This is a genomic window from Pseudomonas tremae, assembly GCF_023278125.1.
Lineage (GTDB): Bacteria > Pseudomonadota > Gammaproteobacteria > Pseudomonadales > Pseudomonadaceae > Aquipseudomonas > Aquipseudomonas tremae.
Genome location: NZ_CP066270.1, coordinates 1,070,229 through 1,094,087 on the forward strand (window position 1 = coordinate 1,070,229; position 23,859 = coordinate 1,094,087).

Sequence of the window (23,859 nt, forward strand, 5' to 3'; positions counted from 1 at the left end):
CGCCACTTGCTGAGGATCGGACGCAGAGCGTCCGGAAATGCATGCCCACGCGGAGCATGGGCACGATTGTTTCTCCAGACCGTAAGTGTTTCTCCAGGCCGCATGGTACTGCTCTTGAGCCCTGTGTTTTTCTGAAAACTAGAATGCGACCGAGGTCTGCACATACACGGTGCGTGGTTCGCCGACGTATTTGCCGCGGTTGTTGTCGTCAAACGAGCGGGTGTAATACTGGCGGTTGAAGATGTTTTTCATCCCGACTGCGACGTTGAGGTCCGACAGCTGCGGACCGAAATCGTAGTTGGCGCGGGTACTGAACAGCATGTAGCCAGGGATCTTCCCGGTGCTGCCATCGGTGCTTTCCGCTGCCGTGTTGGCGTTGTCGGCAAACTGGTCGCTCTGGAATGAACTGTCGAAATTCAGCTTCCACGGCCCTTCGGTATAGCTGACGCCCATCGTGCCTTTATGCTTTGACGAGAACGGCACACGATTGCCCTTGTTCGGCCCGTCTTCGCGAATAGTCGCGTCAACGAACGCATAAGTTGCGTAGACATCGTAGCCCGCCAGTATCGGGCTCAGGCCTTCCAGTGCGTAGTTGACGCTGGTTTCGATCCCTTGATGACGTGTCTCGCCGCGTGCAATCACCGTGTCGTTGGTCTGGTTGCTGTCGTACTGGTTGTCGAAGTTGATCAGGAACGCGCCGATTTCAGCCCGCAGGTTGCCGTTGTCGTAGCGTGTGCCCAGCTCCCAGGTGCGTGCTTTTTCCGGTTTGACCTCATCCCCGGTAACGCGATTGGGCATCTGGCTGTACTGCACGCTGCCGAACGAGCCCTCGGTGTTGGCGTACAGGTTCCAGGTGTCGGTCAGGTGATACAGCACGTTCAATGCAGGCAGCGCGGTGCTGTAGTCGCCTTGGTATCGGGCGTTGGTCAGGTTGTTGTTCTGCGCAGTGTCGATCATCTCGTAGCGCACGCCCGGCGTGATGGTCCACTTGCCGATGTCGATCCGGTCATCGATATAGAATGCATGCGCTTCGGTGGCGCCCCGAGTATCGCGGTCGTTGCGGCTGGCGGTGGTCGGCAGGTCGCCCGTCACAGGTTCGCGATAGCGCAGTTCATGACCGGCTTCGTTGATGTAGCGATAGCCAACGCCCACTTCATGCCAGGTTTCACCCAATGCGAAGCCTTGCGAAAAGCGTGTTTCCAGACCGCGCACCCAGTATTCACGGGGCGACAGGGACACAAAGCTGCCTTGGTCAAGGTAGCCGCTGCGCAAGGTCTTGGTGAAAAACGTGTTGGCGGTGAACACGCGTGCATCCTGTTCGTAGCGATAGCCTAAATTGAACATCGTGCGACGGCCCCAGAATTTGTCTTTGAGACGCGTCGACTGGTACGGGTCTGCATCGTAGTCAGCCACGTTCAGTCCGCCGGGCATCTGCGCTTCGCCGTCGTAATACTGAGCCATTGCATTGAGGCTATTAGCCTCGTCGATCTGGTACTTGCCTTTGAGGATCAAGTCGTCGATCTGGGTATCGCTGTGCTCGCGCCAGTCACCGCCACGTACGCCGGAATACAGAATCGCGCCGCCCAGGCCATTGTCTGCCGTGCCGCCTGCCAGCAAGTTACCGGTGGTCTTGAAGCCGTCATGGCTGGACGACGGGCTGGTTTCGGTCTGTATGCCGCCTTTGAGCGTGGGTGCGTCGGGGATGGCGCGGGTCACGAAGTTGACGATGCCGCCCACGTTCTGTGGGCCGTAGCGCACTGCGCCACCGCCACGCACCACGTCCACTGCGTCCATGTTGCCCATGCTGATCGGCGCGAACGACAGCTGTGGCTGACCATAGGGCGCGAACGGCACCGGGATACCGTCCATCAATACCGTGGAGCGTGACGCCAGGCGCGGGTTGAGGCCGCGGATGCCGAAGTTCAGCGCCATGTCATGGCTGCCGGTGCCGTTATTGTCCGGGGCATTGACGCCGGGAATGCGATTGAGCACCTCGCGCGCCGACGTCGCCCCGACACGCTCGAACTCCTCACGGCGGATCACGTCACGCGCCCCCGGGTGTTCGAAAACATTGGTCTGCTGCGCCTCGCCCAGCCAGTCACCGACCACTGTGGAAACGCCCAGCTCAATCGGTGCGCCAGCTGCACTGGCCGATTGCAGCGTGAAACCGTTGTTGCCATCACCCACCGCCTGCAGACCGGTCCCTTCAAGCAAGGCATTGAGACCTTGTTCTGGCGTGTATTGACCTTCCAGCCCACGACTTTTCAAACCGCTGGTGACCTGCGAACCATAGGAAATCAGCACGCCCGACTCTCGGCCGAACTGGCTCAGCGCAGCTTCAAGCTCGCTCGGCGCAATGTGATACACCTTGGGCGCCACTTCCGCAGCGTATGCCATGGATAAGCTGCCGACCGACAGGCTGGCGCCAAAAATGACATGGCGCAACGTGCGCACCAGCGGTGAAAGTTGGGTAGGGCGGGCTGACATGCAAGAGTCCTTTGACCGGAAGGTTGAGAGATGCTTTCCCTGTCTGTCACGCGAGCAACAGAAAACGGCTCACGGTTTTTGAAATTATTTTTCAAGGTCCAACTTTCGTTTCTCGCGCACGTAAAAGCGCTTTTTTATCGCGAAGGAATCTGACGAAGTCGGGCTGGAAACTGGAGTGAGGCGCTTCTGCGCGTAGGGCGTGGGAACCAGCAATTACTATCAAGCCCGCGCCTGCACGTTCACCCAGTACCGGGTGAAACGCTGCACGCGCACGGGGAGGGCGAGCTGGAGCATGTCGAGGATGCGCTCGCTGTCGGCCAGCGGATAGCTGCCGGAGATCAACAGGTCGGCCACCTTCGCGTCGCAGTTCAGACGGCCGCGCCGATAACGACTCAGCTCTGCGAGGAAGTTGGACAGCTTCATGCGCGACGCCACCAGCATGCCGTCGGCCCACGCACCGTTGCTCGCATCCACCGTCTGCACGCTGGTCCAGGCATCTCGGCTGAACGTCACCTGTTGACTGGCGCGCAGTATCAGGCTCGGGCCGCTTCTGTTGGCCGGGGCGATTTCAAGCGTTCCGGCAAACACCGCCAACTGCGTCTGGCCGTCCAGTTGACGCAGATTGAAACGGCTATTGGCTGTCGAAGCCCTGATTGTGCCCTCGGCGCTCAGCAGGTTCAGCGGACGCGCGTCTGCCGACGCGGTCATGAGGATTTCGCCCTGCAAGAGTTTGATCAGACGCTGCTGTTCATCGAACCGCACATCGACCGCGCTCGCTGTATTCAATTGCACCTGACTGCCATCGCCCAACGCCACTTTGCGTTGTTCGCCAACAGCACTGCTGTAGTCGGCCAGCATCGGTTGCAGGGCAATCTGCTCGCGCAGACTCCAGCCTGCCACCGAACCCGCGCCGAGCAGCAACAGGAGTTTCAATGCATGCCGGCGGCCCGCGGATTTCGGTGCGCCGAGCGCCGCATGGGCCAGCGGCGAGGACAGACCGCTCAGGCGCTGATTGACCCGCTGCATGTGCGCCCAGGCCCGCTGATGTTCAGCGTTGCCGTTGAGCCACGACTGCCAGGCGTGCTGGCGTCGGGCATCCAGCGCACCCTCCTGCATTTCCAGCAGCCAGCCGACTGCCTGCTGCGCGACGGCAGGCGAAATGTCGGATTTGTTCAGGGAGTCGTTGCTCAGGCTCATAGGGCGAAGTAGCAGCGCAGCGCGGCCTTGTTCAGGTGACGTTTGACCGTGGCGATGGAAATATCCAGCTCGGCGGCGATCTGGCCGTGGCTCAGGCCATCGACCTGCGACATCAGAAACGCGCGCTTGACCACTGTCGGCAGGCCATCCAGCAACTGGTCCAGCTCCACCAGGGTTTCGAGGATGATTGCTCGTTCTTCTTCCGAAGGCGCCACGCTTTGCGGCAGCTCGCACAGCGCCTGATAGTAGGCGCGCTCCAGATCCTGGCGGCGGTAGTGATTGCTCAATACGCGTTTGGCGATTGTGGTCAGGAATGCACGAGGCTCTATGATCTGCGCGCTGTCTCGTGCGCCGAGCACCTTGATGAAGGTGTCCTGGGCAAGGTCCGCAGCGTTGTGAGGGCAGCCGAGCCTGCGCCGCAACCAGGTCGTCAGCCAGGTGTTATGTGCCTGATACAGGCTTGCGACAGAGTGATTGAGGGCAGAATGGGCGGTGTGCATCTCGGAGAACAATCCACGCGATTCGATAATGGCGACGATTCTGGCAGACTCTTTTGCGTATGAGAATATTTATCATTCATATTGCGCTTCATTTTTCCAGGCCGTGATGGACAGCGCCCAGCACCTGCCGGTATTCGCCGGGCGTTGCCCCCACGGTTTGACGAAAGCGGTTGCTGAAATGGCTGGCGCTTGCGAAACCACAGGCCAGTGCTATTTCGCCAAGGGGGCTGACGGTGTGTCGCAGCAACTGGCGAGCCTGTTCGATGCGCCGTGCCAGCAGGTATTGATGCGGCGGCAGGCCGAAGCTTTCACGAAACATGCGAGCGAAGTGGTATTCCGAGAGCGCACACATGCCCGCCAGTTGACCAAGGCTTAGCGGGTCGGCCAGGTGCATTTCGATGAAGTCCACCAGATGACGGCGCAGGTGCGGAGCCAGCCCGCCTTTCAGGCGCAGCCCCTCCCGCATGCCCGCCTGACTGAGCAACGCATGGCTGACCATCTCGTGCGCCAGGCTGCTGGTCAGCAAGCGCTCAGCGGGTTCTGTCCAGTTCAGGCGGATCAGTTGCTGGAAGCGATCAGCCTGTACTTCATCGTCGAGAAACGTGTGCTCGCGCAGTTGCATCTCACGGGGCTCGCGATCCAGCAACGTCACGCAGCCAAGGGCGAAGTGTTCCGGGCTGAAATACAAATGCGCCAGGCGGATCTCTCCATTCACCACCCAGGCCGACTCATGGCCTGCAGGCAATACACAGAGTTTTCCCGGTGAGCCTTTCTGATCAGGCTGGTCGCGGCGGAAAGTGCCGGTGCCGTCTGCGACGTAACACGACAATGTATGGTGAGTCGGTGCGTGATATTCCTGCGAGTCATGCCGATTGTTCCACTGCGCAGCCATCAACCCGTCGCCCAGCGGCGCGCTCTGCTCCAGACGGGCATGGGGGGAGCTGCTCAAGGCCTGAAAGACCTGAATGGAGTCGATGGCTGACATAGTGATTCCTCTAGGCTTCGTATCCTACCCGCAGCCCATGCCGCTGCCATTACCTGTTGAATCAAAAGCGCAAGATTATGCAAACGGGTTGCATGCCCGACGCAGCAGACTGATGGCTCATTGAGGAGCCTGCATCATGAACATTTCGCTTTATCTGCTGACAGTGCTGATCTGGGGCACGACCTGGATTGCACTGAAACTTCAGCTCGGTGATGTCGCCATTCCGGTCTCAATCGTGTATCGCTTCGCACTGGCGGCGCTGGTGCTGTTCGCGTTTTTGTTGCTGAGCAAACGTCTGCAACCGGTCAATCGTCGTGGTCAGTTGATCTGTCTGGCGCAAGGCGTGTGCCTGTTCTGTGTCAACTTCATGTGCTTCTACACCGCCAGCCAATGGATACCCAGCGGCCTGATCGCTGTGGTGTTCTCGACCTCAACCTTGTGGAATGCACTGAATGCGCGAGTATTCTTTCGCCAGAAAATCGCTGGCAATGTGCTGGCTGGTGGCGCGATGGGCTTGCTGGGGCTGGCGTGCCTGTTCTGGCCCGAGCTGTCCGGGCACAGCGCCAGCCGCGAGACCCTTGTAGGTCTGGGCCTGGCCCTGCTGGGCACGCTGTGCTTCTCGGCAGGCAATATGCTGTCGAGCCTGCAACAGAAAGCAGGGCTGCGCCCGCTGACCACCAATGCCTGGGGAATGTTCTACGGGGCAAGCATTCTGGCCGTTTACTGCCTGCTCAGCGGCACACCGTTCACGTTTGAGTGGAACACGCGCTACTTAGGCTCAATGCTGTTTCTGGTAATACCCGGCTCGGTGATTGCCTTCACCGCCTACCTGACCCTGGTCGGGCGTATGGGCCCGGAACGCGCTGCTTACTGCACCGTGCTGTTCCCGATAGTGGCGTTGAATATTTCGATGTGGGTCGAAGGTTATCAATGGACGCCGGCGGCCCTGCTGGGGCTTGTGCTGGTAATGGCGGGGAATGTGCTGGTGTTCAGAAAACCGCGTGTCAAACCTGTCGTTGCCGTGAGGCTGGCTGCCGGAGGCGTGTCCTGAAAGACGGAGATGTGGGCGTGATGCCTAGTACTTCTGCTAGTTGAGCGACGGCAATGCTCGTCCGATTATGAGCGGGTATCTGCCGTCATCACCGGCTCGTGGCCATGGAATGGCAACAGGACTGAGGGCAGCTTTCAATGTGCGCTCACTCCTGAAAGGACTCGTTAATGGACGGGGTATTCTTGCGTGTAGGTTCGCTGGCATTTTTAATCAGTTGTTCTTTGGTCTATTCGTCATTGCAGGCAGAGGTTATTGCCGAGACTGCTACCGAGGCGACTCCGGCCTTGGCAGAGTGGCGCAACGATCTTCATGGCCCGGTGAGCGGGCAGATAGATTTCGCGCAAACGCACGTGGTCAGCGCACAGCGCAAAGTGTTTGATCCACTTCTGGTCCCTGATCGCGAGGCGCTGGTAGTACTTACACCGCCTCCGCAGGTGTGGTACACGGCGGTGAACATGGTATTGAGCCATCGGGGCAGGAAAACCGTAATTCCCATGGCTCCGTATCAATGGATGCCTGAGAGCGCTGTGTACGACCAAAGCAACACTTTTTCGGGAAAGCCCATCGTGGGGATGTATCCGAAGTTCAAAAAATGGACATTCACCGCGACGATTCCGTACGACCAGTTTTCTGCTGACACAAGCCTGAGCTTTTATAACGTCGACTTTCCGAATGACGTGGCGACGTTGGCCAAGAGCAAAATGATATTTCTGAACAGCGAAAGCGATGGCCTGGTGTTGATGAACATCAAAGGCTGTATTTTCAAAAGTGAGAGCGCCTGCAAGACCACACTCGATCAATACGATATCGAAAAAAATCCGCAACTGGCGAAAATCGCGGCCCGGGAAATGTTCTCCGAACTACCGATCAGGCAGTTGGTTTTGGGTATGGGCCAGAGTTACTGGCCCTATATCATTGCCCGGGGTAAGGATAGCAGGCCTCATCGTTATTCTACGTCAGACACCGACTACCGAGAGTGGGCCGAGCTTGGCGGCAAGACATTGCCTGCTGACGTCGGCATGGGTGCTTACTGGAGAGCAGCCTCCGACCTTGGATACAAGCAGCCCGGCAAGTTTGTAGCGATCTCCGGACAATTACTGGATGTGCCAGACGACATCCCTGTTTTCCCGCTTGGCGTCGTGGCAAGTTGTGGAGGAAACAGCTGCAATTACCCTTCGAGGCCCGAGGGCTTCTGGCACGAAACCGGCCACGGCCTTGGGCTACCCCATTACACACCGCCGCGTTATGAAAAGTGGGCCTATCGTTCCTACGATCGGAAGTTATTGCCTAATTATCATGTTGATCCGAAGAAATATGGACTCGGAGTAGACTACCTTGGCTACCACTATTTCGGTCATGTCATGGGTGCGCTGGAACTGCCTGACTGGCCATCCGCTACAGCATCAGCCCCACAAGTAGATGAGTTTGAAGCGTTGCGCAGTAAAAATCCTCCTGCGACTGCTGACTGGCTTCACTACATTGCGCCTTACACGCATCAACAGATGTTGCGTGTGCAGCAGCGTTTTGGCAGTTTTCCGGCGAACCTGAAGTATGCCGGGCTATGGGATGATCATCGGCAGCCTCCGAACGCTGCGCAGGCTCAAGGCCTGAAAACGCAGGTGGCTCCAGAGCAGTTGATCGATCCGGGCATTGATGAGTCGGCTCATGACATTGGAACGCAGTTGAAAATGATGCAACCGCGGCAGGTCCCTCTGCTGAAAGGCGTCCCTGTACAGACCTTGGTGATGACACTGGCCGACGCGCAGCATGACAGTCAGACGCTGAGCCAGATATACCCGCCTATCATCTCCAACTATGGCAACGTGTTTTCGCCTACAGTCCAGCCTTTATCCGTGAGTGACGTACCCAAGGCAAATGCCATTGTGAATGCGGAAACTCAGCCCTCCCAGGCAAGCCTGAAGGATGGAAATGTTTCAATGGTTCGTGACATAGCTCTTTCAAAGACCTTTAAGAGTGAAAGAATCCAATCTGCGTCGACAGGCCTGTGTCTCTCGTTGTTGACTAACAACATACCTGGTTTTGAACGGTGTTCGGTAACGTCGTATCAGCAGCGCTGGACTGCCGTTAAAACCGTTAATGAGCAATTGGTTAACCTTGTCAATGACGTAACTGACAAATGCCTTGACGGTAATTTGATGATGGTCAGTTGTAGGCAGAACCGGGCTCATCTCTGGACATTTCGCGAGGATATTACCCACAGCAAAACGATACTCAGACTGCAGAATGAGCAGAACGGCAAGTTTATAACGCCGGGTGATGGAAGCACGGCGTACATGACAGGTTATAGTGGCAAAGAGCAGGAGTTCTACACGACGCCAAGCAATACTGCACCGGACAACTATACGTTACGCGTTCAGTATGCCAGCGGTCTTACCGACACTTGGTCGCTTTACTCAGGAAACGTGGATGCTGGGGATGTTGTTTCGGTTGCCATCAATGTGTCTTCCGCGCGCAAGCCGGTTTCTGCCGAGCTGCGGAGAAACAACCTTAGTCTCAACAAGAGAATGCTCGACACTCAGCCCGAATTGCCGCCTGCCATCGTGGTGGGCGCTGAGGCAGGCTACCCTGTCATTACACCTCAGTATCTGCGCTCCAGACTTAACAAGCTGTGCCTGTCCCGTGCAGCGACCGGTTTGACTCAGGAGACCTGCAATGTGGGTGACGCCAGACAGCAGTGGGCCATGTCCAGCTTTTTCAACGGTTCAGGGGAAGCGTTTATATTGACCGGCCCCACGTCAGCAGCGTGTCTGGGCAAAACGTTGACCCTGTCTGCGTGCGATATCAATACACTGCAATTTCAATGGAGGGTGCGCCCGGATATAGCACCGTCTGGGGCGGTAGTACTTCAAGGAGGGGAGGACGGTAAGTTCATCACCGCAGAGCAGAGCGGTAGAGTAGTGATGCAAGGCGTTACGTACGGTGCGGAGCAAAACTTTGACCGTCTCGGGCCCGATGATATTTCGCCTTTAATAACGATTAATTCAATCGGCCAAAAATGTCTGACGCGTCTTGGGGAGGGGGTCATTACACAGCCTTGCGTCAATAACATTAACCAGCAATGGCGAACTGGCGGACTCAAGGATTATGACGCACGCGGGCCGCACTTCAATCTCGTCACCCCTGATGGCAGTCGTTGCTTGGTGGAGGGTTTGAAAATGAGGGAATGTCAGGTCAGTCTTGATACTCATCAATGGACTCGGCGAGCGGACTTTCCGGGTCTGCCATGGTCCCAAGTGCAAAATATTACTACGGGCACTTTCATAACGGCATCGCCCACTAACTCAACCGTGACGCAAGCACCCTTAAACAATGATTCAACGCAGAAATTTTTATTCGGGTCAGTGGCGTTATCCGGGACAACTGCCGAGGAGCAAACACCTGCTGACCCTGCTTCCAGGTAATTGAATGTCAGGCAGCCTGTGGCCATAAGGATGGCCACAGGCTTCCTGAATCAACCTTTCCAGACCTGCGGGTTGACCAGATCCTGCGGGCGCTCTCCCAGCAGTGCGCTGCGCAGGTTGTGGTAGGCGCGGTCGGCCATGGCCTGACGGGTTTCGGTGGTGGCCGAGCCGACGTGGGGCAGGGTGACGGCGTTCTTGAGCTGGAAGAGTGGCGATGCGCTCAGCGGTTCTTTTTCGTAAACGTCCAGACCAGCGCCGCGAATGGTGCCGTTCTGCAAGGCTTCGATCAGTGCCGGCTCGTCGACAATCGGGCCGCGGGCGATGTTGATCAGGATGGCGCCGGGCTTCATCAGGCTCAACTCGCGACGGCCGATCAGATGTTTGGTCTTTTCGCTCAATGGTACGACCAGGCAGACGAAGTCCGCTTCGGCCAACAATTGGTCCAGGCTGCGAAACTGTGCGCCCAGTTCCTGCTCCAGCTCGGTTTTGCGGCTGTTGCCGCTGTACAGGATCGGCATGTTGAAGCCCAGACGACCTCTTCGCGCAATGGCCGCGCCGATATTGCCCATGCCGACAATGCCCAGTGTCTTGCCATACACGTCTGTACCGAAGTGTGGCGCTTCGATGCTGCGCGTCCATTGACCGGCCTTGGTGTAGGCGTCCAGCTCGGCGACACGGCGAGCGCTGCTCATGATCAGCGAAAAGCCAAGGTCTGCGGTGGTTTCGGTCAGTACGTCCGGAGTGTTGGTCAGCAGAATGCCGCGCTCGCTGAGGTAGCCGACATCGTAGTTGTCGTAGCCCACTGAAATGCTGGAAACCACTTCCAGTTTTGCTGCGTTCTTGAGCTGGTCAGGGCCCAGTTTTCGGCCTGCGCCGATCAGACCGTGTGACTCGGGCAGGGCTTCTTCAAACTGAGCGTTGATGTCGCCCTTTTTGGAGTCGGGCACGATCACGTTGAAATCTTGCGCAAGGCGCTCGGCCATTTCCGGTGAAACACGGCTGAAGGCGAGTACGGTTTTTTTCATTGGACTGTCACTCTTGAGCGGTTGAATGAGTAGCACGCTAACATTCCTGCCTGCTCTTTGGCAGCCGCTTTTTGCAGTTGTACGATGTCAGGACGATGCTTTCAGGGCTTGCACATGCAGGTCGGCCTCATCGGCTGCGAGGATTTCAGGCAGCGAGCCTCGCAGGTATTCGACCCAGGTTCTGATCTTCGCATCGAGATACTGGCGTGACGGGTAGATGGCGTACAGGTTCAGCTCCTGCGAGCGGTAGTCAGACAGCACGCGCACCAGCGTGCCGTTGCGCAGCCCGTCGATGGCCGAATAGATCGGCAAAATACCGATGCCCATGCCACTGGAAATCGCGGTTTTCATTGCGTCCGCCGAATTGACCAGCAATGGCGAGCTGTTGATGGTGACCATTTCCTGGCCATCCGGGCCGTCGAACAGCCACTTTTCCAGCGGAAACACCGGGCTCACCAGGCGCAGGCACGCGTGATTCAGCAGGTCGGCGGGTTTGTGCGCCATGCCGAAGGTCCTGACGTATTCGGGGGATGCGCAGACGATGCTGTAAGTGATGCCTAGGCGTTGCGACACGAAACCCGAGTCTGCCAGTTCGCTGGCCAGCACGATCGACACGTCAAAACCCTCTTCGAGCAAGTCCGGCACCCGATGAGTCATGGTCAGGTCGAACGCGACGTCCGGGTGATTGCGTCGATAGCGGGCGATGGCGTCGATCACGTAATGCTGGCCGACACCTGGCATCGAATGCATCTTGAGCTGTCCGGCGGGGCGTGCATGGGCATCGCTGGCTTCGGCTTCTGCTTCTTCGACCGACGCGAGAATCTGCTCGCAGCGCAGTAAATAGCGTTTGCCTGCTTCAGTGAGGGCGATGCGGCGGGTGGTGCGGTTGAGCAGTCGGGTCTGCAGATGCGCTTCAAGGTTGGAGACTGCGCGCGAGACGTTGGCCGTCGTGGTGTCCAGCACTGCGGCGGCGGCGGTGAAGCTGCCCGCCTGGGCCACGCAACTGAAGGCACGCATGTTTTGCAGGGTGTCCATGAGTACTTCTCTAGTGGGTACTTCTTTGAAGTGATGGCAAATTGTGACATGAAGTAACGAGCGCATGTCAGCCAGACCAAAGCATTATCACCGTTTCTGTAACAAAGATTCACATAACTCCCTGCTTATCGCCGTGCAGAGCGCCGCCTAGAATCGCCGCCATTCAAGGTGTATCACCTCCTGTCGGGAACTCGCAGCTGTGCCGTCGCGCATCATCAGAGGGCTCAAGCCCCTCGGTAGTCTGGCTTTGACGCTGATTGTCAGCGGTTGTATCGGGACTCACGGAATCAAACCGCACGAAAGGCTGCTGCCCGCCGCCACTTTGGCGACTGACCAGGCTATCCAGCACGCTGCACTCGACGCACGTTGGCCCACAGCGCAATGGTGGCGTGCTTATGGGGACGCACAACTTGATCGCTGGGTCGAACTTGCAACGCTCGGCAGCCCGAGTCTGGCAATGGCTGCGGCACGAGTCAGGCAGGCGAAGGCGATGGCGGGCATTGCCGAGTCGGACGAATCGCTGCACATCCAGAGCAATGCCAGCCTGCAACGTCACGACTGGCCGAACGATCAGTTTTATGGTCCAGGCGCGCTGGCCGATACTCGCACCTGGGACAACAATGCGTCGCTGGGCCTGAGTTACTCACTGGATATATGGGGGCGTGAGCAAAACGCCAGTGAGCGGGCGCTCGACATGGCGCATGTGAGTGCTGCCGAGTTGCGCCAGGCACAACTCGAATTACAGGAAAATATCGTTCGCGCCTATATTCAACTGGCGCTGAATTACGCGCGCCTGGACATCGCCAAGGCCGCGCTGGACCAGCAGCAACAGATACTCGAGCTGGCGCAACGTCGTCTGAAGGGCGGGCTTGGTACGCATTTCGATGTCAGTCAGGCCGAAACGTCGTTGCCTGAAGCCCACCGGCAGATCGATGCGCTGCAAGAGGCCATCGCGCTAAACCGCAATCAACTGGCAGCGCTGGCTGGCAAGGGGCCTGGGCTGGGCGCCGGTCTGCAACGGCCCGCGCTATCGTTGCACAGCGCATTGAGCCTGCCTTCCGCGTTGCCGGCCGAGCTGCTTGGGCAGCGCCCTGACGTGGTAGCTGCGCGCTGGCAGGTCGAGGCGCAAACGCGGGGTATTGATGTGGCCCGCGCAAGCTTTTATCCCGACATCGATCTGGTTGGCAGCCTGAGCTTTATGGCCACGGGCGGCGGCATGCTGGAGTTTCTGACTGGCAGCAAGCTGGGTTACAAGGTTGGCCCGGCGATCAGCCTGCCTATCTTCGATGGTGGACGTTTGCGAGCGGAGCTGGGCGAGGCGTCGGCCGGGTACGACCTGGCGGTGGCGCGTTACAACCAGACGCTGGTGACAGCGCTGCAGAGCATTTCCGATCAGTTGATTCGGCGCGCATCGATGGGCAAACAGCAGGTGTTCGCGGCCCGCTCGGTGGCCTCGGCGCAGAAGACCTATGACATTGCGCTTATTGCCTGGCAACGCGGTTTGACCGATTACCTGAACGTGCTCAACGCACGCACGCGACTCTTCCATCAACAGGAAATCCAGCAGCAGGTCGAGGCGGCGCGATTGAATGCGTATGCCGGTCTGGTGGTGGCGCTGGGAGGCGGGTTGTCGGCAGGCGATGATCGCGGGACTGCGCTGCAATGATCGCCACCCTGCAACGCCTTCACGTTTTGCCCTGGCGCCGAGAATTCAATAGCTGGGCGCGCAGTGACGGGGTGACATGGATATACATCTTCAAGGTGTTGATCGCTGCATTTCTGACCTACTGGCTGGCACTGCGGCTGGAGTTGCCGCAACCGCACACTGCGATAATTACGGTGTTCATCGTCATGCAGTCGCAGAGCGGGCAGGTGTTCGCCAAGAGTTTCTATAGACTGCTGGGCACATTGGCCGGGTCGGCCATGATGGTGCTGTTGATGGCCCTGTTTGCCCAGGACCCGGTGCCGTTTCTCGGCTGTCTGGCATTGTGGGTCGGCACCTGCTCTGCGGGCGCTGCGCGTTATCGTAACTTTCGTGCTTACGGTTTTGTGCTCGCCGGGTATACCGCCGCCATGGTCGGCCTGCCTGCGCTGGCGCACCCTGAAGGGGCATTCATGGCCGCCGTCTGGCGCGTACTGGAAATTACACTGGGGATTCTCTGCGCCACGGCGGTGAGTGCTGCCATATTGCCGCAAAGCGCCAGTGCCGCCATGCGTAACGCGCTGTATCTGCGCTTCGGGGTATTTGCGCGTTTCGTGACAGAAGGCTTGCGCGGCGATACATCACGCGCTGCGTTTGAAACCGGCAACGTACGCTTCGTTGCGGAGGCTATCGGTTTGGAGGGCATGCGCAGCGTCACGGTATTCGAAGACCCGCACATGCGGCGGCGCAATGGGCGGCTTAATCGGCTGAACAGCGAATTCATGGCTGTCACCACGCGCTTCAACGCGCTGCATCAACTGCTTGAACGGCTTCGCAACGGGCAGTCCGGGGCCGTGTTGACGCATATCGATCCTGGTCTTGAACACTTGGCCGGCCTGCTGGACAGGTTCGCTGGCCTCGCCCTGATCCCTGATGATGCCTGCGTACTGGTCAGTCAGCTGGAGTATTGCAAAGCGCAATGGCCCGACCTCGTCAGACGCTTGCGTGCCGAGCTTGAGCAAGCGGCACCGAGTGATGCCGAGCGGCTCGATTTCCATACGGCATTCGAGCTGCTGTACCGGCTGATCAGCGAATTGCTTGATTACGCGCGCACCCATGCATCGCTGGCCGAGCACACGCATGTTCGCGAGCAATGGAAAGAGTCGTTCGTGCCGCGTACCCATTGGTTGACTGCACTGGCCGCGGGTGCGCGCGCAACCAGCGTGGTCGGGCTGATGAGTGCCTGGTGGGTGCTGACCGCCTGGCCCAGCGGCGCAAGCATGACCCTGGCTTCGGCGGCGACGGTTGCGCTGTCATCGACCACCAATAACCCGAAGCGCATGTCGTTTCAGATGGCCTGCGGCACGCTGCTCGGTGCGTTGCTGGGGTTTGTCGAAACCTTCTTTCTGTTCCCGCTTATCGATGGCTTTGCGCTGTTGTGCATGCTGCTGGCACCGGTATTCATGTTCGGCGCGTTCCTCGGTTCGCGCCCGCAGTGGGCGGGTTATGGGTTGGGACTGCTGATCTTTTTCAGCCTCGGCTCGGTGCCGGATAACCTGACCCGCTACAACCCCTATACCTTCATCAACGATTACCTCGCGATGGTCATCGGCATGCTGGTCTGTGCAGCGGCGGGGGCGATCATTCTGCCGCCCGATAGCCACTGGATGTGGCGGCGACTGGAGCAGGCGCTGCGCAATCAAGTGGTGTTCGCCATCAGCGCACCGCTGAATCGCCTCGGTTCAAGCTTTGAAAGCCAGACTCGCGACCTGATGCACCAAGCCTATGGTCTGGCCGTCAGCAGGCCGCTGGTGCAACGCGAATTGCTGCGCTGGATGTTCGTGGTGCTGGAAAACGGTCACGCGATCATCGAACTGCGTCGTGAACAGGCCACGCTGCCTGTTCATCCCGCTTACGCTGAATATCAGCCTTGGCGTGTCGCATTACGGGTGATGGGGCGGGCCTTGATCCGGCTGTTCATTAAGCCCGATGCCGTCAATCTGCAGCGCGGCCTGCTGGCTGTCGATCAGGCGATCAAACGCGTGCAGGAAGCGGATGAGCCATTTGCCTCGCACTTCGATACATCCGTGTTGCGTCGAGTGAAGAGCTACCTGCACTTCATTCGCACCTCGCTGCTGGACACACAGTCACCGCTGGCCGTCTACGGCGTGCACCCAGCGGCTTCAGGACAGGCCCATGCCACGTGAAATAGCGTTCCACGGGGTATACATGCCGTCCCTGACACTGATGTTTCTGCTCGCGATGGTCCTGGGCTGGACGCTGGACCGGCTGTTGGCCGGCTTCGATCTGTATCGGTATTTCTGGCACCCGGCTTTGCTGCGGCTGAGCCTGTTCGTCTGCATTTTCGGCGCTTTGGCGCTGCCCCTTTATCGTTGATGCCTGGGTCGAGAACTCCCTGATGAAAAAGCTTTTCAGCCTGATTGCCACCTTGCTGGTGCTCGCCTTGGCACTGTGGGTCGGTCGGGCGCTGTGGGTCGATTACATGGATACACCGTGGACGCGTGATGGTCGGGTGCGTGCCGATGTTATCAACGTGGCCGCCGATGTGTCCGGCAGGGTGGTGGAGGTGCCGGTACGCGACAATCAGCAGGTGAAACGCGGCGATCTGTTGATGCAGATCGATCCCGAGCATTACCAGATCGCCGTCAGGCAGGCGCAGGCCTTGCTGGCGTCTCGCAAGGCAACCTGGGAGATGCGCAAGCTCAACGCCAAGCGCCGCGCCGATATGGATGAGCTGGTGATTTCAGCGGAAAATCGTGACGACGCCAGCAATGTGGCCACCTCGGCGCTGGCCGATTACCAGCTGGCGCAAGCGCAACTGGAGGCCGCTCAACTGAACCTGTCACGCACCCGGGTAGTGGCCGCGGTGGACGGTTATGTCACCAACCTGAACGTTCATCGCGGTGACTACGCACGCATTGGCGAAGCGAAAATGGCGGTGGTCGACATGAACTCGTTCTGGGTTTACGGTTTTTTCGAGGAAACCAAATTGCCGCACCTGAAACCGGGTGATCCGGCGGATATGCAACTGATGAGCGGCGAAGTGCTCGCGGGCCATGTCGAAAGCATCGCGCGCGGTATCTATGATCGCGATAATCCGCAAAGCCGCGAGCTGATCGCTGATGTGAACCCGACCTTCAACTGGGTACGCCTGGCCCAGCGCGTGCCGGTGCGCATTCATCTTGATCACGTGCCTGAAGGTGTACTGCTGGCAGCGGGGATGACCTGCACCGTGATCGTCCGGCCAACAGGTGGCTGATCATCAAGGATGCGGAGCGTGCAGAAAACTGCCTGTCGTGAAGCTCTACGCTACAAATCAGTATCCAGACCAAAGCGCTTTCTCAAGCCTTTTTCCAGCAGCCCCTTGGGCAACAGCCACGCCATCAGCGGCAGGATGCGCGAGCCGTTGCCTATGCGCAGCAGGCGTGGCGGGTTGGCCTGTTGCACCGCTTTGAGCAGTTCGCTAGCCAGAACGGTGGCGGGTGTCGGGTTGTCCAGCGACGCCTTGGCACGTGCGCGGATACCTTCGCGGATCGGCCACCAGGGTGACTGCTCGCTGATCGACTGTTCTGCTTCGTGGCTGGCGTTTTTCGCGAAACTGGAGGCAATCGCGCCCGGTTGTACTTCCATCACTTGCACGCCAAACGGCGCCAGCTCCAGACGCAGCGCATCACTGAGGGCGTGAACGGCTGCTTTGGACGCGCAGTAAGCCCCCGCAAACGGCGTGACCAACACACCTGACACGCTGCCTATATTCACCACCAGCCCTTTGTTGCGACGCAGCGCCGGAAACAGCGCCCGGGTAACACCGATAACCGAAAACACATTGGTTTCGAACTGCCGCCGCATGGCATCCACGCCGCCGTCCATCAAAGGCCCCATCGCACCGTAGCCCGCATTGTTGATAAGCACGTCCAGCCCGCTGTGTTCAAGCCCTGCGGCGAGTTGCGCCAGCGCCAGCGCGTCGTTGACGTCCAGCTGCACCGCAATAAACCCGGCAGCACTCAGCGCTGCAACATCCTCGGTCTTGCGTGCCGTCGCCCAGACTTCATAGCCCGTGGCCTTGAACGCGTCGGCCAGGGCGCGGCCGATTCCACTCGAGCAGCCGGTGATCAGAGCAATGGGCATATGTGAAGTCCTTGAGGGTCAGTCCGAGAAACTGCCTTGCAGATGTTCGGCGCGAAATTCCAGGGTTTGTGGACGATAGCCGCTGCGCAATACAGGCAACGGCACGCAATCCTTCCACGCGCCCTTTGCCTGAAGTTCGCCGGGGCCGCGATAGCGGGCGGTTGTGTAAGTATTGTCCGCCAGATTCACCGAGTCCCCCGGCGCATAGGCAGCGATCCGCCAGCGCAGTTCCTGCAGAGCGACCTGGTTGGTGTTAGTGATGCTGACCTGTAACGGGCGATCTGCCGGGCAGCCTTGCGGATCGTAACTCAGGCGCATTTCCAGATGCTCGAGCTGGCGCGCCTCGCGGCTGTCCTGCCAGATCACGATGGCCGCCACGATCCCCAGCCCGGCCGCCGCTGCCAGCGAGACCTGCAAGGCCTTGGCCGGGTAACGGAGCAGCAGGATTAGCCAGGTCAGGATCAAAAGGATGCCGATAAACATACGAGTCTCCAGCAGGGGCAGTGCTGGATATCCTACAGACATTGAGGATGGGTTGACCAATGGGGCGGCGAGGCAGAACGACAAAAAAGACGCCTGGGGAGGCGTCATTGAAGTCCTGATGTATTAAAACGGTTTTAGTCGATAAACGTGTAAGTAACAGACTCAGGCGTTTCAATCCACTGGCCGTTACCGGCGTCTACGGAACCTGAAATTTTAGCCTTATGCGACGATTCGAAGATCTTTTTCCCATCCTTGAGATTGGACACGGTCACAACAGTATCTTTATCTTGCATTATCTCAACCAGTTGATTGATCTGACGGTTGAAGTCTTCCGGCTCACTTATCAAAGTCAGCATTACCTGCGTACAGGTGGGCCCAGTAAATGCTGGAAGTACCAACGTGATATCTGCGTTCGACGGAACTTCGTTTTTTGCTGAGGCGCCTTTTATAAAGGGGACTGGAAGGCTTGGTGCAGATTGCGTAGTCATATCTGATAGCTCCTGTTTGAACGTGTAGCTTTGGCTGGAGAGGGACTGGCCGTTACGTTCAAGCAATCCTAAAGATGATGAGGAGCGGTTTCTACTGACAGAAATGACAGTGGCTATTCGCCGCGTATTTCAGGTTGCAGTGACTTGAAATTCACAGCGCTGTCAGTACCGAGCCGTTTACAAATATGTGTAGGCACGCAAAAAAAAGCCCCCGGCAACAATGAGTCGCTGGAGGCTGTGTAGCTTGTAGCTTGTAGCTTGTAGCTTGTAGCTTGTAGCTTGTAGCTTGTAGCTAAAACCCTATCAACGAGCGATAGTCTGTGTCTTGACACCCGCTTCCAGTACATTCGAGCGACCATAGATATCTTCGAAACGCTCGATATCGTCTTCACCCAGGTAGCTGCCCGATTGCACTTCGATGATTTCCAACGGGATCTTGCCTGGGTTCTTCAGGCGATGTACCGAGGCAATCGGGATGTAGGTGGACTGGTTTTCGGTGAGCAGGAACACGTTATCGTCGCAGGTCACTTGCGCAGTGCCCGATACCACGATCCAGTGCTCGGCACGGTGGTGGTGCATCTGCAGCGACAGGCAGGCGCCTGGCTTGACCGAGATACGCTTGACCTGGAAACGGCCACCCATGTCTACCGAGTCGTACGAGCCCCACGGACGGTACACTTCAAGGTGGTTCTGGGTCTCGGTGCGGCCCTGTTCATTCAGGGTGGCGACCATCTGCTTGACGCCTTGGACCTTGTCCTTGTGGGCAATCATCATGGCGTCCTTGGTTTCGACAACGACAATGTTGTCCAGACCGATGACCGACACCAGCTTGCCGTTGCCGTGGATCATGCAGTTGCGGCTGTCCTGAATAACCACGTCACCCTTGGTCACGTTGCCGTTGGCATCCTTGGCATTGACTTCCCACAGCGACGACCAGCAGCCGACATCGCTCCAGCCAGCCGACAGCGGCACAACGCAGGCGCGCTGGGTTTTTTCCATGACGGCGTAGTCGATGGAGTTGTCCGGGCAGCAGGCGAAGGTGGAGGCATCGATTTCAAGAGCATCGTCATCCAGCACGCTGCGCTCGAGCGTCAGCAGGCAAGTGTCGTAGATGTCCGGATCGTGCTTTTTCAGCTCTTCGAGGAAACGGCTGGCACGGAACAGGAACATGCCGCTGTTCCAGTAATAGCCACCGGCGTCGACAAACTCTTTAGCGCGTTTCTCGTCAGGCTTTTCGACGAACTGCGACACGCGGCTGACGCCTTCCGGCAGCAGGGCATCGGCAGTGGACTTAATATAGCCATAGCCGGTTTCCGGTTTGTTGGCCGGTACGCCGAACAAGACCATTTCGCCACGTTCTGCAGCGACGGTCGCCAGTGCCAGCGCGCGTTGCAGGGCTTTCTGGTCTTCGATGACGTGGTCGGCAGGCAGCACCAGCATCAGGCCGTCGTTGCCTTCGTTGACCAGTTTCATGGCGGTCAGCGCAACGGCGGGCGCCGTGTTGCGGCCGAAAGGCTCCAGCAAAATGGACTGGGTCTTCAGGTTAAGTGCGGCGAGTTGCTCGTTGACGATGAAGCGGTGGTCCTTGTTGCAGACCACTATAGGCTCCTGCATGCCCTCGAACACCAGACGCTCCAGTGTTTGCTGGAACAGGGTGTGGTCGCCGGTCAGTGCAAGGAACTGTTTAGGAAATTGTTTACGCGAAAGCGGCCAGAGTCGTGAACCACTACCGCCTGACAAGATAACTGGAATCATTTTGTTTCTCCAAAAGCATTCAATTAGGGCTGTACGAGGTGTCTGTCGTTTCAGTCTTGTTCTTGTTCCGCGCGGGCCGGTTCAACGCTGATGCCTTGAACCGACCGGCATAATCCGTATTAGCGGGTTGCGACCGGTGGCTTGACCCACACTGGCGAGAGGCTGCTGCCACTGCCGGTGATGTAGAGCACGGCGGCTTCGCCACGCTCCAGCGCCACTGGTTTCACATCGGTGACTTTCTTGTCGCCGTCGTACAGCGCCAGGCTGACCTTGACCGGGTTGATTTCACGCTCGCCGGTGCCTTTGGCCGCTACAGCCTTGACCACATCGGTCTTGCCATCTGCGGTTTTCAAGGTCAGTGACTTGTCGCTCAGGTTCTGAACGCGAACCAAGGATTTCTGCTTGTTCTTGAACGGAGGTTCTTCAACCAGTTGTGGCTTGCCGCTGGCGTTGTTGACCAGGGTGTAATAGTGATCACCCGCCAGCTTGACCGGCAGGCTCTGGCTGCCCAGCTTGGCTGTGTAGTCGCCCTGTGGCATGAAGCTGAACGCAGTACTGCCCAGTGGCGCCACTTCGTTGAGGTTGGTGTTGCCGACGCTGGCGCTGATTTCTGCGCTGCTGGCGTTGTAGACACGCACGAACGTCGAGCCTTTAGGGGCAGTCGGGCCGTAGAGGGCGGAGTCGCCAGCAAATGCTTGCAGGGACATCAGGCCCAGACCGGCAGCCATTGCGCAGGTCTTGAAAAGGCGTTTTGCGGTCGAACGGTTAGCAGTAGTGTTAAAAGTCATGAGTCAGTCCTCTCAGTTTTGCGCCCGGTTGGGCGACTCGGATTGTTTGGCGTTGAGTGCCACATTTTCTTGGGTGTCACGCGACTTCTTGAGCTCTGCGATCCACTTGGGATCGAACTCGCCAAGGTCGTTGTGGGCCGGCAGGTAGCGCTCCGGGAATTCCCAGATCACGACTTGCGGCGGGGTGTTCTTGAACGCATCGGTCTGCAGGTACTTGAGCATCGGCAGAATCGGACCGTGGCCGTCTTCGGCGTAGTTGACGACGTCACTGCGCAGCGCCTGCTTCAACGCACCGACAAAGTTCCAGTTAGGGTTTGCGCTGTAGCTGGTGCCCACCAGACCCACCGGGATATCACTGTCTGCAAACAGGGCGTCATCGCCTGCCGCAGCGCCTTCTACCGGATCAGTGCTGCGTTTCTGCAGCTCGTCGGGCTTGGGCAGCAGATTGCTGAACAGCGGATCGAGTGGCAGGAATGTAGTCAGGTCGCCTTTGTAAGCTTCAGTTCCCTTTGCTTGTGTGACGAACTGCTCAGGTTCGCCTTCCAGCGGGGTTTGCCGGGCAATTGCAGCGCTCAGTTGCTGCGCGGCAACTTCGGCACCCATCGGCGTCCAGTGGGTATCGGTACGCAGGAAGACCTGACCTTGCTGTTTGGCCGCCTGCAGCGGTGCCAGCAGGTCCGGGGCAAAGATGCCGGCCTTGGCCACCTGATCGTGGAACTGTTGATACAGATCGACATGCAGGCTGGCAGGTTTGGTGTCACCGATGTGTTCCGGGTACAGACGGGTTTTTGCCGGAACGATTGCCAGGACCAGTTTAGTGCCATGCTTTTCCAGTGCGTCGCGAACACCCTGGATCAGCGCCAGGTTGTCGGCTTCGTTCTGCTCACCATTGGCAACCGCATCGAACTCTTCATCGGTGTACAACCACTGGTCCTTGCCGAGCACTACGCCCGGACGACCTTCGTTGAACAGTTTGAAGTCCAGCGCCGCCCAGAGGTTGGTGCCCAGACGCTTGATCGGGAACTCATCGTCATAATGGGTTTCCGCCGCCTTGGTCCATTTGCCGTTAAGCACGGTGGTCTCGGCCGAGGTCGAGAACGTGCTGAAACTGCGCAGCGACCAGACGCCCAGGACCAGCAGAATGGCCAGGAAGATGGCGATATAGAGGATTCGTAATGAACGTGTCATGTCAGGCTCCTCAGAACTGGAAGTAAAGGAACGGCGAGAAGCTTTGCGCCGAGAGTTTGAGAATCGAAGCCACGAACAACAGCAGAATCAGCGCGCGCATGGCGTAACGTGGCCAGTCGGCTTCCCAATAAGCCGGTTGCACCTGGGCTTCGCTGCCCACGGTGTAACCAGGCATGTGCAGACTGCCGGGAGCATCACCAGGAACCGCCTTGATGGTGCCCGGTTGCGCCGTCGCAGGGCCGTCGGCCTTGCTGTTCTTGCCGCTGTCGGCTTCACGGTTCTGGTAGAAGTCACGCAGACCGAAGAACGCCAGAGTGAGGTAGGCCACCACCAGAGTTGCTACTTGCAGCCCGGTCAGGCTGGCGCGGTTGAGTTCGGACAGCTGCCATTCGCCGAAGCTGAACATGGCGCCGTACATACGGCCGGCAACGTGCAGGTTTTCTGCGCGGAAGATGACCCAGCCCACGATCACCAGCAGGAAGGTCAGTGCCCAGCGAATGACATTGAAGCTGTAAGGCTTGGTGTTGATGCCTACCGCTTTTTCGATCGCCAGCCACATGCCGTGCCAGGCACCCCAGATGATGTAGGTGACATTGGCACCGTGCCACAGACCGCCCAGCAGCATGGTCAGGAACAGGTTGCGATAGGTCGCGACCTTGCCGCCGCGGTTGCCACCCAGGGTGATGTACAGGTAGTCACGCAGCCAAGTCGACAGGCTGATGTGCCAGCGCCGCCAGAACTCGGTGATCGACTGGCTGATGTAAGGCTGTTTGAAGTTTTCCATGAAGCGAAAACCCATCATCAGGCCCAGACCGATAGCCATGTCGCTATAACCGGAGAAGTCGAAATACAGCTGTGCGGTGTAAGCCAGAGCACCGAGCCAGGCATCGCCAGTGGTCGGGTTCTGCAGGGCGAAGCAGTGGTCGGCGACCACGGCCAGGGTGTCGGCAATGAACACTTTCTTGATGAAACCCTGCATGAATCGCGTGGCGCCTTCGGAGAACTTGTCCAGCGTGTGGGTACGGTTGTTGAACTGGTCGGCCAGATCGCGGAAGCGCAGTACCGGCCCGGCAATCAAGTGCGGGAAGATTGCAACGAACGCAGCAAAGTCGATCAGGTTGCGTGTCGCCGGCGTGTCGCCGCGATAAACGTCGATGATGTAGCTGATGGACTCGAAGACATAGAACGAGATACCGATCGGCAACAGCACGTGGGTCAGGATGAACGGTTCCAGACCCATTGAGGTCATGGCCGCGTTGATGCTGTCCACGCCGAAATTGGCGTATTTGAAGTAGCCCAGAATGCACAGGTCCACTATGACGCCGAGCAGCAGCCAGCGCTGCGCCGGTTTGGTCCGCACACCTGCTGCGCCCACCTTCAGGCCGATCCAGTAGTTCCAGACCGTCACGCCGACGAAAAGCGCCAGAAAGTCCACACGCCACCAGGCGTAGAAGACATAGCTGGCAATCAGCAGCAGCAGGTTGCGATAGCGTTGCCCGCTCAGGTAGTACAAGCCGAGAAAGATCGGCAAGAACAGGAACAGGAACACGTTGGATGAGAAAACCATCCTTATCTCTCCGTTGGTCCAACATTCAAGGGCTCAAAGCCCCCCCAAACCCCCCGTAAAAAAGGGGGGTAAATTACGTCACTTCACGGCTTGTCGG

19 protein-coding genes are annotated in these 23,859 nt (G+C 58.3%); 6 read left to right on the top strand and 13 right to left on the bottom strand.

Features of this window, described 5'->3' with window-relative positions:
- Nucleotides 1–138: 138 nt before the first annotated feature.
- The 4 genes from fecA to I9H09_RS04980 all read right to left on the bottom strand — a co-directional run bounded on the left by fecA (nucleotide 139) and on the right by I9H09_RS04980 (nucleotide 5,169).
- Nucleotides 139–2,487 carry a TonB-dependent Fe(3+) dicitrate receptor FecA gene (fecA, locus tag I9H09_RS04965; protein WP_122311881.1) on the bottom strand — a complete coding sequence of 783 codons (2,349 nt, stop codon included), beginning with the start codon at nucleotides 2,485–2,487 and terminating at the stop codon, nucleotides 139–141.
- A gap of 219 nt (nucleotides 2,488–2,706) precedes the next feature.
- Entirely contained in the window at nucleotides 2,707–3,684 is a 978-nt protein-coding gene (locus I9H09_RS04970; protein ID WP_122324580.1) for a FecR domain-containing protein, read from the bottom strand.
- Nucleotides 3,681–4,184 (bottom strand): sigma-70 family RNA polymerase sigma factor, encoded by a 504-nt coding sequence (locus I9H09_RS04975; RefSeq protein ID WP_005891311.1) that lies wholly within the window; start codon nucleotides 4,182–4,184, stop codon nucleotides 3,681–3,683. The genes I9H09_RS04970 and I9H09_RS04975 overlap by 4 nt, the downstream gene beginning before the upstream one ends.
- Before the next feature lie 88 nt (nucleotides 4,185–4,272).
- A complete protein-coding gene (locus tag I9H09_RS04980) occupies nucleotides 4,273–5,169 on the bottom strand; it encodes a helix-turn-helix domain-containing protein (RefSeq protein WP_024671357.1) in 897 nt (298 codons plus the stop codon).
- Between the two features lie 136 nt (nucleotides 5,170–5,305).
- Between I9H09_RS04980 and I9H09_RS04985 the strand changes: the two genes are divergently transcribed.
- Nucleotides 5,306–6,220: a DMT family transporter gene (locus tag I9H09_RS04985; protein WP_122311883.1), complete on the top strand. Its 915-nt coding sequence runs from the start codon at nucleotides 5,306–5,308 to the stop codon at nucleotides 6,218–6,220.
- 167 nt (nucleotides 6,221–6,387) lie between these two features.
- Nucleotides 6,388–9,642, top strand: coding sequence for a TagA domain-containing protein (locus I9H09_RS04990; protein ID WP_223810569.1), 3,255 nt, complete (start codon nucleotides 6,388–6,390; stop codon nucleotides 9,640–9,642).
- A 50-nt stretch (nucleotides 9,643–9,692) separates the two neighbouring features.
- Here the strand turns inward: I9H09_RS04990 and I9H09_RS04995 are convergent, their stop codons facing one another.
- Nucleotides 9,693–10,667 carry a 2-hydroxyacid dehydrogenase gene (locus tag I9H09_RS04995; RefSeq protein WP_122347012.1) on the bottom strand — a complete coding sequence of 325 codons (975 nt, stop codon included), beginning with the start codon at nucleotides 10,665–10,667 and terminating at the stop codon, nucleotides 9,693–9,695.
- 87 nt (nucleotides 10,668–10,754) lie between these two features.
- Nucleotides 10,755–11,702, bottom strand: a complete 948-nt coding sequence (locus tag I9H09_RS05000) for a LysR family transcriptional regulator (RefSeq protein ID WP_005891316.1) — start codon at nucleotides 11,700–11,702, stop codon at nucleotides 10,755–10,757.
- A gap of 199 nt (nucleotides 11,703–11,901) precedes the next feature.
- Between I9H09_RS05000 and I9H09_RS05005 the strand changes: the two genes are divergently transcribed.
- From I9H09_RS05005 to I9H09_RS05020, 4 genes are read left to right on the top strand one after another with little or no spacing between them, the layout of a single operon-like run.
- The gene (locus tag I9H09_RS05005) at nucleotides 11,902–13,368 is read left to right on the top strand and encodes an efflux transporter outer membrane subunit (RefSeq protein ID WP_053480734.1); all 1,467 of its coding nucleotides are present in this window, start codon (nucleotides 11,902–11,904) and stop codon (nucleotides 13,366–13,368) included.
- Complete coding sequence (locus I9H09_RS05010) at nucleotides 13,365–15,551, top strand: FUSC family protein (protein WP_122347013.1); 2,187 nt, start codon at nucleotides 13,365–13,367, stop codon at nucleotides 15,549–15,551. Before I9H09_RS05005 ends, I9H09_RS05010 begins: the two co-directional genes overlap by 4 nt.
- Entirely contained in the window at nucleotides 15,541–15,741 is a 201-nt protein-coding gene (locus I9H09_RS05015) for a DUF1656 domain-containing protein (RefSeq protein WP_005891319.1), read from the top strand. The genes I9H09_RS05010 and I9H09_RS05015 overlap by 11 nt, the downstream gene beginning before the upstream one ends.
- Before the next feature lie 22 nt (nucleotides 15,742–15,763).
- Complete coding sequence (locus tag I9H09_RS05020; RefSeq protein ID WP_024690118.1) at nucleotides 15,764–16,624, top strand: efflux RND transporter periplasmic adaptor subunit; 861 nt, start codon at nucleotides 15,764–15,766, stop codon at nucleotides 16,622–16,624.
- 50 nt (nucleotides 16,625–16,674) lie between these two features.
- Here I9H09_RS05020 and I9H09_RS05025 read toward each other — a convergent pair whose 3' ends face one another.
- The 7 genes from I9H09_RS05025 to I9H09_RS05055 form a co-directional block, all read right to left on the bottom strand.
- Nucleotides 16,675–17,493, bottom strand: coding sequence for an SDR family oxidoreductase (locus I9H09_RS05025; RefSeq protein ID WP_054998047.1), 819 nt, complete (start codon nucleotides 17,491–17,493; stop codon nucleotides 16,675–16,677).
- 18 nt (nucleotides 17,494–17,511) lie between these two features.
- Nucleotides 17,512–17,976: a hypothetical protein gene (locus I9H09_RS05030; RefSeq protein WP_024671352.1), complete on the bottom strand. Its 465-nt coding sequence runs from the start codon at nucleotides 17,974–17,976 to the stop codon at nucleotides 17,512–17,514.
- A gap of 134 nt (nucleotides 17,977–18,110) precedes the next feature.
- Nucleotides 18,111–18,464, bottom strand: a complete 354-nt coding sequence (locus I9H09_RS05035) for a hypothetical protein (RefSeq protein WP_005891328.1) — start codon at nucleotides 18,462–18,464, stop codon at nucleotides 18,111–18,113.
- 303 nt (nucleotides 18,465–18,767) lie between these two features.
- Complete coding sequence (locus tag I9H09_RS05040) at nucleotides 18,768–20,219, bottom strand: mannose-1-phosphate guanylyltransferase/mannose-6-phosphate isomerase (protein ID WP_024671351.1); 1,452 nt, start codon at nucleotides 20,217–20,219, stop codon at nucleotides 18,768–18,770.
- A 119-nt stretch (nucleotides 20,220–20,338) separates the two neighbouring features.
- On the bottom strand, nucleotides 20,339–21,007 hold the full coding sequence (locus I9H09_RS05045) for an alginate O-acetyltransferase AlgF (protein ID WP_005891331.1): 669 nt from the start codon (nucleotides 21,005–21,007) through the stop codon (nucleotides 20,339–20,341).
- 12 nt (nucleotides 21,008–21,019) lie between these two features.
- Nucleotides 21,020–22,195 carry an alginate O-acetyltransferase gene (locus tag I9H09_RS05050; RefSeq protein ID WP_005891333.1) on the bottom strand — a complete coding sequence of 392 codons (1,176 nt, stop codon included), beginning with the start codon at nucleotides 22,193–22,195 and terminating at the stop codon, nucleotides 21,020–21,022.
- A gap of 10 nt (nucleotides 22,196–22,205) precedes the next feature.
- Nucleotides 22,206–23,762, bottom strand: coding sequence for an MBOAT family O-acyltransferase (locus I9H09_RS05055; protein ID WP_005891335.1), 1,557 nt, complete (start codon nucleotides 23,760–23,762; stop codon nucleotides 22,206–22,208).
- Nucleotides 23,763–23,859: the final 97 nt, after the last annotated feature.